Here is a 16,108-nt window from a genome sequence, read left to right on the forward strand (position 1 = left end):
GGCCGCCCCGGACGGCACAGGAGTGCTCGTCTCCGGTACGTGCCCGCGGTGCCATGGCCGTACGCGGACACTGTTCCCGTGGGCCATACCGGGGACCGGTGGCAAAGGCTTGCTGGATCTGGTGCGTGGCCGGCGGCCGACAGGAGCATCGGCGACCGAGCCCGACCCCCTGTCCGAAGAAGTGCATTTCTGCGAATGCGGGCACGCACACCCGCAGGGCCCGCCCGACACCCGGTATCGCGGTTGCGGGGCGAGCTGGCGGATGAGCCGGTGACCGCACACGCCGATCGCCGCTGGGCCGAACTCGCCCGCGAGCTGGAGTTCACGACCCTTCCGGAACTCCGCAGACAGGCCGAAGGCTGGCGTACCGGACTGACCGGGCTCACGGCGCTTCTGGCGGTGCTCGTCCTGCTGAAAGGCAGGGACGACCTGACAGCGCTGCCGGACTGGGCCCGTAACACAGCGACCGGACTGGTGTTGTCGTCCTTCGTGCTCCTGCTCATCGGCACGCTGCTGGCAGTCCGGGCGGCGCACGGAACACGGGAGGAAGAGATCCTGCTCGGCGGGCAGGCGTTGCGCCGGTGGACCGAGCGGGAGGTCTACCGCGTGCGGCGGGCCCTGGTCCTGGCGACCCGCTGCTGCGTGCTGGGCGTCGTTCTGGTCGTCGGCGCGGTCGTCCTCGCCTGGGTGACCACGGGCAGTGGACCCTCCCATCTGGTGAAGTTGCGGACCGGTACCGGCGTCGTCTGCGGTGAACTGGTCGGCGCTGACCGACGCGAGGTCACCGTGCGCACCGAGGCCGACGGCGTGGTCGTCGCACGGCAGGCGACCGTGGTGAGCATGCGACCGGCGCGTTCATGCGCCGCGATGCCCTGAGGGCTGTCCCGCTATTCCCGGCGGGACAGCCCTCAGAGAGCATCCGGCCATTGCGGGCGCCCTGCGAGGACGGAACCTGGGCTCTCGGTGCCACGGCCACGCACCGCCCCCGTCAGAGCAGGTCGCCCTCCCGCCAGTCGAACTGGAGCGGGTGGCCGGGCTCGGGCAGGGGGCGTCCGGCCGCGGGGCGGACGTAGGTGGTGCCCTCCTCCTCGGGCAGCGGGACGGGGCCGGCCGGGCCGAGGGCGGCGAGCCGGCCCGGCCACACCTGCCAGCCGCGCGCCGTGTAGAGCGGCGCGCCGGCGTCGGAGGCGGACAGGGCGCCGAAGTCGTAGGCCGTGTCGACGATGTGTTCCAGCGCGGCCATCACGCGGTGGCCGTGGCCTTCGCGGCGGTGGTCGGCGCGGACGGCGACGGCCTCGACGTATCCGGCGCGGTAGGAACGGTCCCCGTGCAGGACCCGGCGCTGGACGAGGCTCCCGTGGGCGATCGGGCCGCCGCCGGCGTCGCACACCAGGGCGTGGATGCCGCCGAGGGAGTGCTCCCAGTCCTCCTCGGCGAAGTTGCCCTCGAAGGCGGTGTCGAGCAGCTCGCGGATCCGGCCCCGTTCGGAGGCGGTGAGCTCTGAGGTGTGGGCGATGCGCAGTGCGGGAGACCGGTCCATGAACTCAGCCTGCCAGGCCCCCCGACCCGCCCGACAGCGAATTTCGCCGCCGTGCGCAGGCCCGCCCGGACCGGGGTGCGCGGGGTCCGGGCGAGCGGTGCCGGCGGGCGTGCCGGTGGTGGTGCCGGCGGGCGTGCCGGCGGGCGTGTCGGCGGTGGCGGTGGTGGTGGCGGCTCAGTACACCGTCACGCCGTACGCGGAGAGCGCCTCGGCGACCGGCTGGTGGATGGCCGAGCCCGCGGTGCCCGAGCAGCCGGAGCTGCCGGAGTGGATGCCGAGGGCGACGGATCCGGCGAAGTGGGCGCCGCCGCTGTCGCCGCCGGCCGAGCAGGCGGTGGTGCGGACCATGTTGTAGACGGGCCCGTCGCCGTAGTTGACGGTGACGTTGACGGCGGTGACCGTGCCGGAGGTCACCTTCGTGGTGGACCCGCTCTTCTTGATCGCCTGGCCGACGACGGCGTTGGCGGCGGAGCTGATGTCCTGGGTGGAGCCGTTGTAGAGGTCGACGGTCCCGGCGGGCGATGAGCCGTCCGTGTAGCGGACGATGCCGTAGTCGTTGGTCGGGAAGCTGGTGCCCTCCCGGACGCCGACGACCGAACCGCCGGAGCTGGCCGACCAGTTGGCGGAGATGTTGGTGCAGTGTCCGGCGGTCACGAAGTAGCGGGCCCCGCCCTTGGTGACGTTGAAGGCCGCCGAGCAGCGACTGCCGCCGCCGTAGATCGCTCCGCCGCCCAGCACCTCGCGGTGGAAGACGCCCGGTACGCGCTTGATGTCGACCGCGCCGTCCAGCCGTTCGGCGACGGCTTCGAGGCGGGCCATGTCCCGTGCGGAGACGGAGGAGTCGGCCTCGACAGCGACCCGGTTGGTGCGCGGGTCGACGCCCCAGGAGGTGCCGGTGATCTTGGCCTCGGCCTCCAGGGTCTCCATCGCGGCGTCGAGCTGGGCGGCGCTGCGGGCCACCCGGCGGACGGTGGCCCCGGCGGCGCGGGCCTGGTCCTCGGCCCGGTCGGTGGTGACGGTGACGACCAGGTTCCCGGTCTTCGCGTCGAGGTAGGTTCCGGCGGTGGCGGCGCCGAGCTGCCGTTCGACGGCGGCGTCGAGGGCGTACGCGGACGGGGCGGGGATCGCCGAGGGGGCGGCCGCCGGGGTGTCGGCGGCGGTGGAGGGGGTGGCTCCGAGGCCGAGGGCGCCGGCGACGAGCAGCAGGGAAACACCGAGGCGCGCGCGGGAGTTGCGTCTCATGGGGGAGCTCCTTCTGGGGTGACGTGTGGGGACGTACCGAGAAGGAATTTGACATGCTCATTACTCACTCCACAAGACCGCGTGACCGGGGGCGGCGGAGGGCGGACAGCCGGTCCCGGTCAGCGGACACTGACCGGGACCGGATCCCGCGCCTGTCCGAAGCCCCGCTTCCGCCGGGCCTCCCCCGCCGCGCACACTGCGGCCATGTCCGATACGACGCCTTCGCCGCAGCAGTGGTCGCCCACCCATGGCGACCCGTACCGTCCCGCGCCCTACCGCCCCGCCCGGATCGCCGCCGAGACGGCCCTGGCACACGCCGCCCGGCTGCGGCTGCGGATGGACGAACGCAGGACCGTCCGCTCCTTCTCCCCCGATCCGGTCCCCGAGCAGGTGCTGCGCGACGCCGTCGCGTGCGCGGCCACCGCCCCCTCCGGCGCCCATCAGCAGCCGTGGACCTTCGTCCTGGTCAAGGACCCCGAGGTGCGCCGCCGGATCCGGGAGGCCGCCGAGCACGAGGAGAAGGTCAGTTACGACGGGCGGCTCGGCGAGGAGTGGCTCGCCGCGCTGCGCCCGCTGGGCACCGACGCGGTGAAGGCCCACATGACGGACGCGCCCGCCCTGATCGTGGTGTTCCAGCAGCGCTACTGGCTCGGCGAGGACGGTACGAAGCGCAAGCACTACTACGTGGACGAGTCGGTCGGGATCGCGGTGGGCATGCTGCTCACCGCCCTGCACCTGTCCGGTCTCGCCGCGCTGATCCACACGCCGAGCCCGATGCGCTTCCTCGGCGAGGTCCTGGACCGGCCCGAGAACGAGAAGGCCTTCGCCGTGATCCCCGTCGGGTATCCCGCCGACGACTGCGAGGTCCCCGACCTGGTGCGCAAGTCGCTGGACCAGGTGCTGGTGGAGGTCTGAGGAACCCCGCCCGGCACCCCATGCCGGCCGGACGGCACATGGAAACCGCCCCCCGGCCGGCAGGGGGGCCGGTCGGGGGGCGGTGCTCGGGGGGCCTCCGCCATGGAGGCCCGGGTCCGGGGCGTCGTGCTGCGGCGCCCCGGGAGGGCGTCAGCCCTGGTGGGGGTAGGTGTACTCGGTCGGCGGGACCAGCGTCTCCTTGATGGCCCGGGTCAGGGTCCAGCGCTGGAGGTTCTGCGGGGCGCCCGCCTTGTCGCAGGTGCCGGAGGCACGGCCGCCGCCGAAGGGCTGCTGGCCGACGACGGCGCCGGTCGACTTGTCGTTGATGTAGAAGTTGCCCGCGGCGTAGCGGAGCTTGTCCATCGTGTACGCGGCGGCCGCACGGTCGCCCGCGATGACCGAGCCGGTCAGCGCGTAGTCGGAGACCGACTCCATCTGCTCCAGCATGGCGTCGTACTTCTCGTCCTCGTACACGTGGATCGCGAGGATCGGGCCGAAGTACTCGGTCGTGAAGACCTCGCTCTCGGCGTCGGAGCACTCGATGACGGTCGGGCGGACGAAGTAGCCCACCGAGTCGTCGTAGGTGCCGCCCGCGACGACGGTGCATGCCGGGTCGGACTTCGCGCGGTCGATCGCGGCCTTGTTCTTGGCGAACGAGCGCTCGTCGATGACGGCCCCGATGAAGTTCGTCAGGTCGGTGACGTCGCCCATCGTGATCGAGTCGACCTCGGCCGCGAACTCCTCCTTGAAACCGGAGTTCCAGATGGAGGCCGGGACGTACGCCCGCGAGGACGCCGAGCACTTCTGGCCCTGGAACTCGAAGGAGCCGCGGGTCAGCGCGGTCTTCAGGATGGCGCGGTCGGCGCTGGGGTGCGCGACGACGAAGTCCTTGCCGCCGGTCTCGCCGACGAGCCGCGGGTAGGTGCGGTAGTTGGCGATGTTGTTGCCGACCGTCTTCCACAGGTGCTGGAAGGTGGGGGTCGAGCCGGTGAAGTGGATGCCGGCCAGATCGCGGTGGTTCAGCGCCACCTCGGAGACGGCGATGCCGTCGCCGGTGACCAGGTTGATGACGCCCTTGGGCAGACCGGCCTCCTCCAGGAGCTGCATCAGCAGCACGGCGGCGTGGGTCTGGGTCGGGGACGGCTTCCACACCACGACGTTGCCCATGAGGGCGGGGGCGGTGGGGAGGTTGCCCGCGATGGCCGTGAAGTTGAACGGCGTGATCGCGTAGACGAAGCCCTCCAGCGGGCGGTGGTCCATACGGTTCCACACGCCCGGGGAGTTCGCCGGGGGCTGCTCGGCGAGGATCTGGCGCGCGTAGTGCACGTTGAAGCGCCAGAAGTCGATCAGCTCGCAGGGCGTGTCGATCTCGGCCTGCTGGGCGGTCTTGGACTGGCCGAGCATGGTGGAGGCGGCCAGCGTCTCGCGCCAGGGGCCGGCCAGCAGCTCAGCGGCGCGCAGGATGATCGCGGCGCGGTCGTCGAAGGCCATCGCGCGCCAGGCCGGAGCGGCGGCGAGGGCCGCGTCGACGGCGTCCTGGGCGTCCTGCTCGGTGGCGCCGGCGAAGGTGCCGATGACGGCCTGGTGGTTGTGCGGCTGCACGACGTTCACACGCTCGCCGCCGCCCATCCGCTTCTCGCCGCCGATGGTCATCGGCAGGTCGATCGGGTTGTCGGCGAGCTCCTTGAGCTTCACCTCCAGGCGGGCGCGCTCCGGGGAGCCCGGGGCGTAGGAGTGAACCGGCTCGTTGACCGGCGCGGGGACCTGGGTGACGGCGTCCATGAGTGCCTTGTCTCCTTGGTGTCGGCGGGGTGTGGGTCAGCCCGGGGGCTGCTCAGCCCTTGGTGAGGATCGAGCGGCCGAAGAACAGCAGGTTGGCCGGCTTCTCCGCGAGGCGGCGCATGAAGTATCCGTACCAGTCGGTGCCGTACGCCGTGTAGACGCGCATCCGGTGGCCCTCGGCCGCGAGCCGGACGTGCTCGTCGCTGCGGATGCCGTACAGCATCTGGAACTCGTACTCATCCAGTTTGCGCCCGGCCTGGCGGCCCAGCTCCTGGGCGATGGCGATGAGACGGGGATCGTGGGACCCGATCATCGGGTAGCCCTCGCCCTCCATCAGGATCCTGGTGATGCGGACGTACGCCTTGTCGATCTCGGCCTTGTCCTGGTACGCGACGGAGGCGGGCTCCTTGTAGGCGCCCTTCACGATGCGTACGCGGCTGCCCGCGGCGGCGAGCCTGCGGGCGTCGTCCTCGGTGCGGAACAGATAGGACTGGATGACGCAGCCGGTCTCCGGGAAGTCCTTCCGCAGCTCCTCGTGGATGGCGAACATCGAGTCGAGGGTGGTGTGGTCCTCGGCGTCCAGGGTGACCGTGGTGCCGATGGCGGCAGCGGCCTCGACGACCGGGCGCACATTGGCGAGGGCCAGCTCGTGGCCGTTCTCCAGCGCCTGGCCGAACATGGACAGCTTCACGGACATCTCGGCGCGGGTGCCCAGGCCGAGGTCCTTCAGGCGCTCCACGAGCTCCAGATACGCGTCGCGGGCGGCCTCGGCCTGCGCGGGGGTGGTGATGTCCTCGCCGACGACGTCGAGCGTGACCTCCAGACCCTTGTCCGCGGCGTCCTCGACGATCGGCACGACCTGGTCGACGGTCTCCCCGGCGATGAAGCGGTCGACGACCTGCTTGGTGCCGGGCGCGGCCGAGACGAACCGGCGCATCTTGTCGCTGCGCGATGCGGCGAGAATCACGGGACCCAGCACGGGGCACCTCCACGAATGTACGGACGAAGGGCCGTAACGGTACGAACGTGAACGGACCGGTACGGCACGGATAACCACCGTGAAATCTAGGGACCGCTCCGATCCTGTGCCATCGACACCTGTCACGCATCCGTGGCCGCCATCTCAGACATCTGTCTGAAGGGGTGCGAGAATGGCGGAGTGACAGGCGATTACCAGGAACTGGTCGACGAGATCTCGGCCCTCCTCGACGCCCCGGCCACCCTGGAGAACCGGGATTTCGGCCTGGTCGCCTTCGGAGCCCACGACAGCGACGACGACTCCGCGATGGACCCGGTCCGCACCCGCTCGATCCTGACCCGGCGGTCCACGCCCGCCGTGCGCGCCTGGTTCGAGGGGTTCGGCATCACCCGGGCGACCGGCCCCGTCCGGATTCCCGCCGCCCCCGAGGCCGGGGTGTTCCGGGACCGCATCTGCCTTCCCGTACGCCATCGGGGTGTCGTCCTCGGTTACGTCTGGCTCCTCGACGCCGATCCCGGCCCGACCGACGAGCAGCTGACCGCCGCGATGGAGGTCGCCGCCCGGATCGGGGCGCTGCTCTCCGACGAGGCGCGGGCGGGCGCCGACCTGTCGCGGGAGTTCGGCGCGGTGCTCACGGCGGGCCCCGGCCGGCAGCGCGACACCGCCGTCGCCGCGCTGGGCGAGGCTCTGGGGCAGGACGCGGAGGGGCTGCACACGATGGTGTGCGTGACCCCGTGGGTGGATGACACGCCCTCGGTACGGGGGGTGGCCTCGGCGGCCGCGCTGGCGACGGTCGCCGCGCCGGGGGCCGCCGGACCCCTGTCGCTGGCCGCGCTCGTCCGGCTGCGCGCACCGGACCGCCTCGACCCGGCCCTGAGCGCCGCGGACCGGCTGCGCACCGGCGCGGGCCCGGCCGCCACCGGGGGGATCGCCACGCCGCGCCGGGGCCTGGACGAGCTGACGGTCTCCTGGCGCGAGGCCACGGCGGCGGCCCGCGCGGCACGGGCCGAGCCCCGCCTCGGCCCGGTCGCCCGCTGGTCGGCGATCGGCCCGTACCGCCTGCTGACCGCCCTCCCGGGCACCGGCGACGACCCCGGGGACCCGGCGGTCGCCCCGCTGCTGACCTCGCCGCACCGGGAGCTGGCACACACCGCCGAGGTGTTCCTGGACCGCGCGGGCCAGGCGGGCCGGACGGCCGCCGCGCTGGGCATCCACCGCCAGACGCTGTACTACCGGCTCTCCCGGATCCAGCAGATCACCGGCCTCGACCTGAACGACGGCGAGGACCGGCTGCTGCTGCACATGGCGGTGAAACGGGCCCGGCTGTAGGGCACGACCGTGCGGGGGCCGTGCGGGCCCGTCACTTGCCGAAGCGGCGTTCCCGGTTCGCGTACGAGCGCAGCGCGCGCAGGAAGTCCACGTGGCGGAAGGCCGGCCAGTAGCAGTCCACCCAGTGCATCTCGGCGTAGGCGGACTGCCAGAGGAGGAAGCCGGACAGCCGCTGCTCCCCGGAGGTGCGGATGATGAAGTCGGTGTGGTCGGCCACGGGCGAGTAGAGGTGCCGGGAGATGTCGTCGATCCCGAACCGGGCGACCAGTTCGGCCGGGTCGCCACCGGCCGCGATGTGCTCCTCGAAGGCGCTCTTCACGGCGTCGACGATCTCGCGCCGGCCGCCGTAGCCGACCGCCACGTCCACCTTGAGGCCGCCGCGCCCGGCCGTGGCGTCGGTGGCCTCCTTGAGCACCCGGGCGCTGGCGCCGGGCAGCATGTCGAGCGAGCCGATCGCCCGGACCTCCCAGTCACGGCCCTCGGCGGTGATGTCCCGGACGGTCTCCTCGATGACCTCGATCAGCGGGCCGAGCTCTTCGGCGGGGCGGCCCAGGTTGTCGTCGGAGAGCATGAAGAGGGTCACGTGCTCGATCCCGGCGGCCGTGCACCAGCCCAGGAACGTGGTCACCTTGGCGCCGCCCGCCCGGTAGCCCTCGCGGACGTCCGTGTGCCCGGCCTTCCGGGCCCAGCGCCGGTTGCCGTCGACCATGATCCCCACGTGCTGGGGGCGCGGCAGGCCCACCAGGGTCGCGGCGAGCCGGCGCTCGTACACCGCTTCGATCGGCCGTCGGAGGAACAGGGGAAGCAGCTTCATGGACCCCACTCCATCACAGGGCCGCCGGTGCCGGACGACCCGCCGGCGGCCCCGGACGCCACCGGCCGGATCCGGCCGAAGTCCCGGACGCCACCGGCCGGATCCTCACAACGGGCCGTCCCCGCCCTCCGGTTCGGTGACCGGGCGGTCGCTGACCAGGGCGGCCAGCACCAGCGGCGCGTCCCCGTCGCTGTGCCCCACGGTCAGGGCGATCCACCGGCCGCCGGGGGCGACCGGGCCCCAGACCACCAGGTCCCCGTACAGATCCTCGGCGAACAGCGCCTCGAACAGCGGCTCCACGGGCGTCCCCGCCTCCCGCCGCAGCAGCGCCACGTGCAGCCGCACCGGCCGGTGCGGGCCCCAGAGGCCGTCCAACGCCCCTGCCAGTTCCGCCAGACGGCCCTCGGCGGCCTCCTCGGCGTCGTTCCACTCGGGGGCGTACACGCCGGTGAGGGGGTCACCCTCCCAGAGCGGCACGATCCGGAAGCCCTCCCCGACCGTGACCGTCCATTCGCCGGTGGCCGGGTCGCCCTCGGCCGCCGTGGGGCCGGCGGCCGGTACGGGGGCGGCGAGGAGCCCGGTCACCTCGGCGAGGGCGCGCTCCGCGTCGAACTCCTCGCCCGCCCGGGAGGTCACAGGACCGCCCGGTCCATCGGGCGGGGCAGCGGCGCCAGCGCCCCCGCCGCACGCAGCCGCTGGTACACCCGCACCACGCTCGCACTGTCACCCGGAGCCGCGATGCTCAGCAACTCTCCGCCGCCGGGCAGGGGTTCGCGGACCACTTCCAGGTCTTCGGGGACGAGCGCGGCGCGGGCGGGGGAGAGGTAACCGGTCCGGCCGATGACCGGGTCGCCGACGGAGTACCCGGCGTCGTCCTCCAGCGCGTCCAGCACGTCGTCGTCGCTCACGTCGCCGAAGTCCGGTTCCCACACCCGGGCGACGAGCGACAGGAGCGCCTCCTCGGGGACCACGGCCTCGTCCGGGGCGTGCAGGATGATCGCGAGCGACTGGAGCAGGAACTCCGGCGCCCCTCCGGCCAGTCCGCTGATCTCGGCCTCCCAGCCGGGCGCCCCGGTGCCGACGAGCCGCAGCCCGGTGCCGGTGAGGTCCGACCAGTCGGCCGCGCTCTGGGCGGTGCGGACCGCGCCGAGCAGGGCGTCCCCGTCGGAGGTGAAGGCGGTGGCGGGCCCGTTCCCGTGGACCTGGCTCCAGGCGTCGGCCGCCTGCGGGACCAGCTCGGCGAACCCGTCGAGGGTCCGCCGCCACCGGTCGGCCAACGCCTCGGCCGGCTCCGGCCGGGGACCCCAGAAGCCCCGCACTACACGTCGCATGCTCGTCTCTCCTCCGTCGGCCGGCCCGCTGCACGCGGTCCCCCGGCCGGACGGCGGCCGGGATCACCACGCGTGCAGGCTACTAAGGGCTGTCCCACAATTCCCGGCGGGCGCACGACAACGGCTACGGCGCCTCGCCGCGTTGCCGGAACATCCTCGTACATCCCGTATGCGGATCCCCCTCCGCCCTGCGACGCACCGCGTCCGAGAAACAGCCGCCGGACAATGGGTCCGCGTCCTATCCTCGTCGCCAGGACGGTTGTTCGGGCTGCGAGGGGGACGCGATGGATCCGATCACTGTGGCAGGACTGGCCGGTACCGCACTGGTGGGAGCCATGGCCACCGACGCCTGGCAGCAGACGCGGGACGGGGTCGTCGCCCTGTGGCATCGCGTCCACCCCGAGCGTGCCCAGGAAGTCGGTCAGGAGTTGACGCGGCTCCGCTCGATCGTCGAGGAACGCGGAACCGCCGAGGTCGAAGCGGCGATGACGCAGCTGTGGCAGTTGCGCCTGCGCGATCTGCTCCTGGCAGACCCGGCCCTCACCGCGGAGCTCACCACCCGACTGGCCCACCTTGCCGACGAGATGGCCGCACGAGGCACGTCCCCGGACACCCAGGTCGTCGGCAGTCAGCATCTGGAGGCCCACGCGTCCGAGAGCGGCCGGGTCTACCAGGCCGCGCGGGACATGCACATCACCGAGAGCTGAGGGGCCGCGGCTCATGGGTGGGCGGGAGGCGGCGGAGGGCCCACCGATCCCGTCGGCTCCCCCTGCGGGCGCCGGGCCGGGTGCGGGGGCCGCGGGAGCGGATTCCGCGGCACCGGGGCCCGTTCGCCTGGACGCCTTCGCGCCGGGCGGCCGGGTCTACCAGGCCGCCCGGGACCTGTATGTCTCGGAGGCCCACCACGTCAGGCCGGCCGGGCCCCTGGCCGTCGTCGAACCCGTGCTGCCCACCGACGCGGCGGCGGCCGAGGTGTTCGTGGGCCGGGGCGCGGAGAGGCGGGAGGTCCTGGCCGTGCTCGACCCGGCCCACGGCGCCACCGGCATGATCGTCGCCTCGTCCGTCGCGGGGCTCGCCGGCATCGGCAAGACCGCCCTCGCCCGCTCCTGCGCCGCCGAAGCCGTGGGGCGGGGCTGGTACGCGGGCGGCGCCGTGTTCGTCGACCTCAACGGCTACGCGCGCGACCCCGCCGACCAGGTCATGCCCGAGCACGTTTTCGCCCCCATGCTCCACGCCCTCGGCTTCCCGGGCCGTCCGGCCGACTCCCCCGCGGGGCAGGCGGCCCAGTACCACCGGATGCTGGCCGGCCTGGCCGCCGAGGGCCGCCCGGTCCTGCTCGTTCTCGACAACGCGTCCAGCACCGCTCAGATCTCCGACCTCATGCCCCGCTCCAGGGCCCACCGCACCCTCATCACCTCGCGGCACACCCTGGTGACACGAGGCTCCCGCACCCTCGAACTCGGCGCCCTGTCACCCGCCGGCGCGCGGGCCCTCGTCGAGGAGCAGCTTGAGTTCCTCTCCCCCGGCGGGACCCGCACCCGACAGGACGCCGCGGGCACGGAGCGCCTCTGTCGCCTGTGCGGCCATCTGCCGTTGGCGCTGCACATCGCCACGGCCCTCCTCGCCCGCGATCCGGACCTGACGCCGTCGGACCTCGCGGACGAACTCGCCCGCGCACGCCACAAGCTGGACGTCCTCGACGACGGGGAACGGGCGGTGCGCGCCGCGTTCGAGCTCTCCTACCGCCGCCTGACGTCCCAGCAGGCCCGCATGTTCCGCCTGCTGCCCGTCAACCCCGGGCCGCACATCGCCACGGACGCCGTCGCACGCCTCGTCGACCTGGCCGACGACCAGGCCGTCGGGCTGATCCGGGAGCTGGCCCGCGCCCATGTCGTCGAACGGGTGGGCAACGGCGTCTGGCGACAGCACGACCTCATGCGCGCCTACGCGATCCAACTGCTCGGCCACCACGGCGACAACCAGGGCGCGGCCTCCAACCGGCTCATCGAGCACTACATAGCCCTGGCGGCCGACGCCATGTCGGCCCTGCACGGCGAGGGGCCCGTCACCTCCTTCCCCACGGTGGAGGCCGCGCTGGCCTGGTGCGACCGTGAGCACCCCAACCTCCAGGCCGCGACCTCGATGGCCGCGACCTTCGGCGACGACGACGGCGCCCTGCGCATCCAGGAGACCCTGGTCGCGGTGTACGCCCACCGCGGGCAGACCGCCGAATGGGAGGCCGCCGCCCGGACGGCCGTGCGCTTCGCGAGGGAGGCGAAGGACCACCCCGGCCGATCCCGCGCACTGCACCAGGTGATGGTCGCCCTGGAACGCGCGGGACGCCAGGACGAAGCGGTGGAGGCGGCAGGGGTGCTGCTGGGCTTTCAGCAGGTAGTCATCGAGGCGGCCTCCCTGGCCGAGCATCCCCTCGACTGCCAGCGGCTCCTGCAACACGCCGTCGCCGCGGTGGCGGAGAGCGGGCGCCTGCTCGGCGGGAGGGAGGACGGGTTGCTGCACACACGGCGCGCCGACATCGCGCGGGTGGCGAACGCCCGTCACCTGGACGAGACCTTCCGGGAGATCGGCCCACGAGCGCCACGTCGCCCGGCCGGGCCGGACACCGAGGACGTGCCGGGCGAGGACTTCCGGGGAACCGTCCCACGACCACCGCGCCGCCCGCCCGAGCCGCCCGCCGAGGAGGAGGTACCCGACGTTGCCTTGGAGGCGACGCGTTGGGCCCGGGAAGCTCTGGAGCGCCTGTCGGAGCACTCCCCCGGAGTCGCCCATTCGGTCGCCGGGGCCGCCCCCGCGCAGATGGCGGCCCGGCGCGCGCTGTCGCTGATCCCCGAGGACCTGCGGCCGGAGGACGCCGATGACTGGCGGGGGGTGTGCGCGCTGCTGGCGCGCTTCGCCGCGGCACGGCTCGCGGGAGGCCCGATGTCGCGCGACGCCGGGCGGCTCGCCCAGCAGGAGTGGTCCTGGGGGGTCCTGCCCCATGTGGCGGGTACGTACGAGATCGCCGTGCAGGCCTACCGACGCGTCAACGATGCCGCGCCCCAGGTGCGCCTGTACTCCGACCTCGCGGAGGAGAGCTTCCAGTCCGGGGCCTACCCACTGGCCGCCAAGTGCCGGCTCGCGGCGGCCGGGATCGCGGAAGCGATGGGCGACGAGGAGGGTCAGGGGGAGGCGCTCTCCGCCGCCGCGCACGCCCACCTGCTGATGGCGAACCACGAGGAGGCCGCCCGGTTCGCCGAGAGCGCCTTCCCTCTCCTCACCGCCGCGAAGCGCCCCGGGCCCGCCGGCCGGGCGCTCACCACCCTGGCGAACGCCCGCTTCAGCCTGAACCTCCCGGCCCAGGCGCTCTCCGCCGCCCTCGGAGCCGAGGCCCTCACCGCGTCGGCGGGCGATCTTCCGGGCCGCACGGCGGCCCTCCTCGTCCTGGGTCTCGCACAACGCGACACCGACCGCGCCGAGGACTCCTCCGCCTCCTGGCGGACCGCGCTGCACATCGCCCGGACCCTCGATGACCCCTACCTCACCCCCAGCACGGAGTCCTTCCTCAAGAGCGTGGGCCACCTGCGCGGGTGAGGTGTGGTCGCGGCCCCGTGCCTACTCGTCGAACGCCCCCGGCTTCCTGGTGCTGTCGTTGGGCTTCGTCGGGCTGTGGACCACCTTGACCGGCAGCCCTTCGTCCCGGAAGGCCTTGCGGGCGGCCTTGGCCACCTCCGGGTCGGAGAAGTGCCACTCCACGCTCCGGCCGCCGGACGCCTCCACCTGGGCGCGGGCCTCGGTGACGAACTTGTCCTTGCCCGACGGGGTGAGGGAGCCGCTGTCGGACTTGGACAGATAGCTGCCGTAACCGTTCTTGGCCTCCAGGAACGTCTGCCGGGAGGAGTCCCAGCCGTCGTACTCCACCGCCGGCTTGCCCTCCCGGGGGTGCGGCACGACGTACTCCTGGCCCCGGTTGGTACCGGTCACCTGCTCCTGGTAGCGCAGCCAGGACTCGTTCTTCCAGTTGGGCGCGGGGTTGCGGTCCCGGCTCGCCCAGTAGCCGTCGCCCGCATCGGCGTCCCCGAGCGTGCGGTCCTTGAGGTCGTCGGCCCAGGACGGCGGGTTGTAGTTGCGCGGGTCGGAGGTGTCGTTGCGCTGCGCCTCCGGGTACTTCTTCTTGTCCACCTCGGCCTTGCGCGCCCGCTCGGGCTCCTCCAGACGCTTCTGCTCCAGGTGCGCGGCCCGTTCGGCGGCCCGCGCCTGGGCCGCGGCGGCCTTGGCCGCCTCGTCGCAGCCGCCCTCGGCGAGGACGACCCGGCCCTGGGGGCCGCCCGCCAGCACACCGGTGCCCGCGCCCGGCACGCCGCCGCTCCCACCTCCGCCGTACGGCACCCGAGGGGGCCCGCCCGCGATCGCGCAACCGGTCCGGCGCGCAGCGTCCTCGGCGGTGTCCGCCGCGTCGTCGGCCTCCTTCGCGGCCTTCCGTACGCCGTCGAGGTCGCCGGCCTCCGCCGCCTTACGGGCCCGGCGCGCGGCGGCTCCGGCGTCGTCGGCGGCGCGGCCCACGGCCCCGGCGACCTTGCCCAGCACACCGAGCTTTCCGACCTTCCCGACGACCTTCCCGACGTTGTAGCCGGGGATGAAGATCGAGCCGACGTTCCAGATCACATCGGTGACGGCCCGGGTCTTCTCGCCGTTGTTCCAGCGCTCGCGTACCTCGTCCCCGACGAAGACGTCGTCGCCGACCGTGACGACCGTGCCGACGGACGCCTTGCCCCAGTCCCAGACCGCGCCCAGGTAGTCGCCGTCCGCCCACTTGTCACCGGCGCCCGAGGAGTCCTTCACCCACTGGTCGCCGAGCTGCTTGCCGTAGTCGACCAGCCCGGACCAGGTCTCCGGCTTGAACAGGTCGATGATCCCGGAGATGTCGCCCCAGATGCCGTCGACCACGATGCCCTTGACGACCTGCGTCGTACGGTCCCAGGCGCAGCCGAAGAAGCCCCAGCCGCCGCAGTCCTCCTGCTCCTCGGCCTGCTCGCCGCCGTCCTCGCCCTCACCGTCGTCGGACGCCTGTACGTCGTGGGCGGCCTCGGGCTCCTCGTTGTCCTCGGGGAAGGTGTCCTCGCCGGTGCCGGGGCGCCCGTCGTCGTCGGGCCCGCCGGTGCCGCCGCCCGTGCTGGTGGAGCCCGCGCTCTCGCCGCCACCGGTCCCGGCCGTACCGCCGGATCCCTCGGTACCGCCGGTGCCATCGGTCCCGCCGGATCCCTCGGTGCCGCCGGATCCCTCGGTGCCGCCGGAGCCTCCCGTACCGCCGGTGGCGTCGCCGCCCGTGGAGCCGCCGGTGATGCCGCCCGTGGTCGTCGAACCGCCGTCCGCGCCTCCGTCGGCCCCTCCGTCGGCCCCTCCGTCCGCGCTTCCCGTCGTACCGCCGTCGGCTCCCCCGTCCGTGCCGCCGTCCGGGCGTTCGCCCGCTTCGACGGAGCCGCCCGGGGAGACCGGGCAGGAGCTGCCGGTCAGCGAGCAGATCGCGGACTGGAGGCCCTCGGTGATCCGGCCGCCGAGGCCGCCCACGGTCATGGCCGCGATCAGCGCGACGACGATCAGGACCAGGCCCAGGTACTCCAGGGCGGTCTGCCCCCGGTCCCGCTTCCAGGTGATCATGTGCGGGAGCGAGAACTTCGGCGGCCGCCCCCGCTCGCCGGGCGGCAGACGGAACCACGCCCGGCTCCCCGCGCGGCTGATCAGGACGATGATCAGGATCGGCAGGACCAGCTGGGTCAGTCCGTCCGGCGACCCGTCCCCGAGGTTGGCGAGACCGCCGAGGATCAGCCAGACCTGGACGGCGACGATGCCCCATCGCACACGCGTGCCGCCGGTCCTGACATGCCGGGCCAGCAGCGCCGCGAGCACCCCGGGCGCGGAGGCGTACAGCAGGATGCCGAGCACCTCGGCGCCCATCGCGTCCGCGGCGAGGGCCGAGCCGGACAGCCCGATCGCCCCCAGCACCGTCGCCCCGAACAGCACGAGGAGCAGCACGCGGACCAGGACGAGCGGGCGCGGGAGTTCACGCCACTGGGCGACGGCCGGAGCCGGGCCTCCCGCTACGGGTATGCCACCGACAGCAGACATACGTGAACCGACCCCCGGCACCCATGAGTGACATGACAACCGGTCACCCTAGGGTC

Annotated in this window: 13 protein-coding genes; 5 read left to right on the plus strand and 8 right to left on the minus strand. The window is 73.4% G+C overall.

The features are described 5' to 3' along the window. Positions 1 to 270: 270 nt before the first annotated feature. Positions 271 to 876 (plus strand): hypothetical protein, encoded by a 606-nt coding sequence (locus IE272_RS05020; RefSeq protein ID WP_190006352.1) that lies wholly within the window; start codon positions 271 to 273, stop codon positions 874 to 876. 112 nt (positions 877 to 988) lie between these two features. Here IE272_RS05020 and IE272_RS05025 read toward each other — a convergent pair whose 3' ends face one another. Further along, positions 989 to 1,540 (minus strand): GNAT family N-acetyltransferase, encoded by a 552-nt coding sequence (locus IE272_RS05025; RefSeq protein WP_050362401.1) that lies wholly within the window; start codon positions 1,538 to 1,540, stop codon positions 989 to 991. Between the two features lie 174 nt (positions 1,541 to 1,714). Beyond that, complete coding sequence (locus tag IE272_RS05030) at positions 1,715 to 2,782, minus strand: S1 family peptidase (protein ID WP_190006353.1); 1,068 nt, start codon at positions 2,780 to 2,782, stop codon at positions 1,715 to 1,717. A 204-nt stretch (positions 2,783 to 2,986) separates the two neighbouring features. Here IE272_RS05030 and IE272_RS05035 point away from each other — a divergent pair, with 204 nt between their 5' ends. Then, on the plus strand, positions 2,987 to 3,697 hold the full coding sequence (locus IE272_RS05035; protein ID WP_056704347.1) for a nitroreductase family protein: 711 nt from the start codon (positions 2,987 to 2,989) through the stop codon (positions 3,695 to 3,697). Between the two features lie 150 nt (positions 3,698 to 3,847). Here the strand turns inward: IE272_RS05035 and pruA are convergent, their stop codons facing one another. Continuing rightward, entirely contained in the window at positions 3,848 to 5,479 is a 1,632-nt protein-coding gene (gene pruA, locus IE272_RS05040; RefSeq protein ID WP_057665926.1) for an L-glutamate gamma-semialdehyde dehydrogenase, read from the minus strand. Between the two features lie 52 nt (positions 5,480 to 5,531). After that, positions 5,532 to 6,458 (minus strand): proline dehydrogenase family protein, encoded by a 927-nt coding sequence (locus IE272_RS05045; protein WP_007457040.1) that lies wholly within the window; start codon positions 6,456 to 6,458, stop codon positions 5,532 to 5,534. Positions 6,459 to 6,638: 180 nt separating this feature from the next. Between IE272_RS05045 and IE272_RS05050 the strand changes: the two genes are divergently transcribed. Next, positions 6,639 to 7,787, plus strand: a complete 1,149-nt coding sequence (locus IE272_RS05050; protein WP_056704049.1) for a PucR family transcriptional regulator — start codon at positions 6,639 to 6,641, stop codon at positions 7,785 to 7,787. 31 nt (positions 7,788 to 7,818) lie between these two features. Here IE272_RS05050 and IE272_RS05055 read toward each other — a convergent pair whose 3' ends face one another. The 3 genes from IE272_RS05055 to IE272_RS05065 all read right to left on the minus strand — a co-directional run bounded on the left by IE272_RS05055 (position 7,819) and on the right by IE272_RS05065 (position 9,932). Then, complete coding sequence (locus IE272_RS05055; protein ID WP_050362397.1) at positions 7,819 to 8,601, minus strand: isoprenyl transferase; 783 nt, start codon at positions 8,599 to 8,601, stop codon at positions 7,819 to 7,821. Positions 8,602 to 8,706: 105 nt separating this feature from the next. After that, positions 8,707 to 9,237 carry a hypothetical protein gene (locus tag IE272_RS05060; protein WP_190006354.1) on the minus strand — a complete coding sequence of 177 codons (531 nt, stop codon included), beginning with the start codon at positions 9,235 to 9,237 and terminating at the stop codon, positions 8,707 to 8,709. Then, positions 9,234 to 9,932: a hypothetical protein gene (locus tag IE272_RS05065; protein WP_056704043.1), complete on the minus strand. Its 699-nt coding sequence runs from the start codon at positions 9,930 to 9,932 to the stop codon at positions 9,234 to 9,236. Before IE272_RS05065 ends, IE272_RS05060 begins: the two co-directional genes overlap by 4 nt. A gap of 284 nt (positions 9,933 to 10,216) precedes the next feature. Here IE272_RS05065 and IE272_RS05070 point away from each other — a divergent pair, with 284 nt between their 5' ends. Both IE272_RS05070 and IE272_RS05075 read left to right on the plus strand, forming a co-directional pair. Beyond that, a complete protein-coding gene (locus IE272_RS05070) occupies positions 10,217 to 10,639 on the plus strand; it encodes a hypothetical protein (protein ID WP_073957599.1) in 423 nt (140 codons plus the stop codon). Between the two features lie 13 nt (positions 10,640 to 10,652). Then, positions 10,653 to 13,520 (plus strand): ATP-binding protein, encoded by a 2,868-nt coding sequence (locus IE272_RS05075; protein WP_190006355.1) that lies wholly within the window; start codon positions 10,653 to 10,655, stop codon positions 13,518 to 13,520. 21 nt (positions 13,521 to 13,541) lie between these two features. Here the strand turns inward: IE272_RS05075 and IE272_RS05080 are convergent, their stop codons facing one another. Continuing rightward, complete coding sequence (locus IE272_RS05080) at positions 13,542 to 16,052, minus strand: Tox-REase-5 domain-containing protein (protein WP_190006356.1); 2,511 nt, start codon at positions 16,050 to 16,052, stop codon at positions 13,542 to 13,544. Positions 16,053 to 16,108: the final 56 nt, after the last annotated feature.

The organism is Streptomyces anulatus (assembly GCF_014650675.1).
GTDB classification, from domain to species: Bacteria; Actinomycetota; Actinomycetes; order Streptomycetales; family Streptomycetaceae; genus Streptomyces; species Streptomyces anulatus.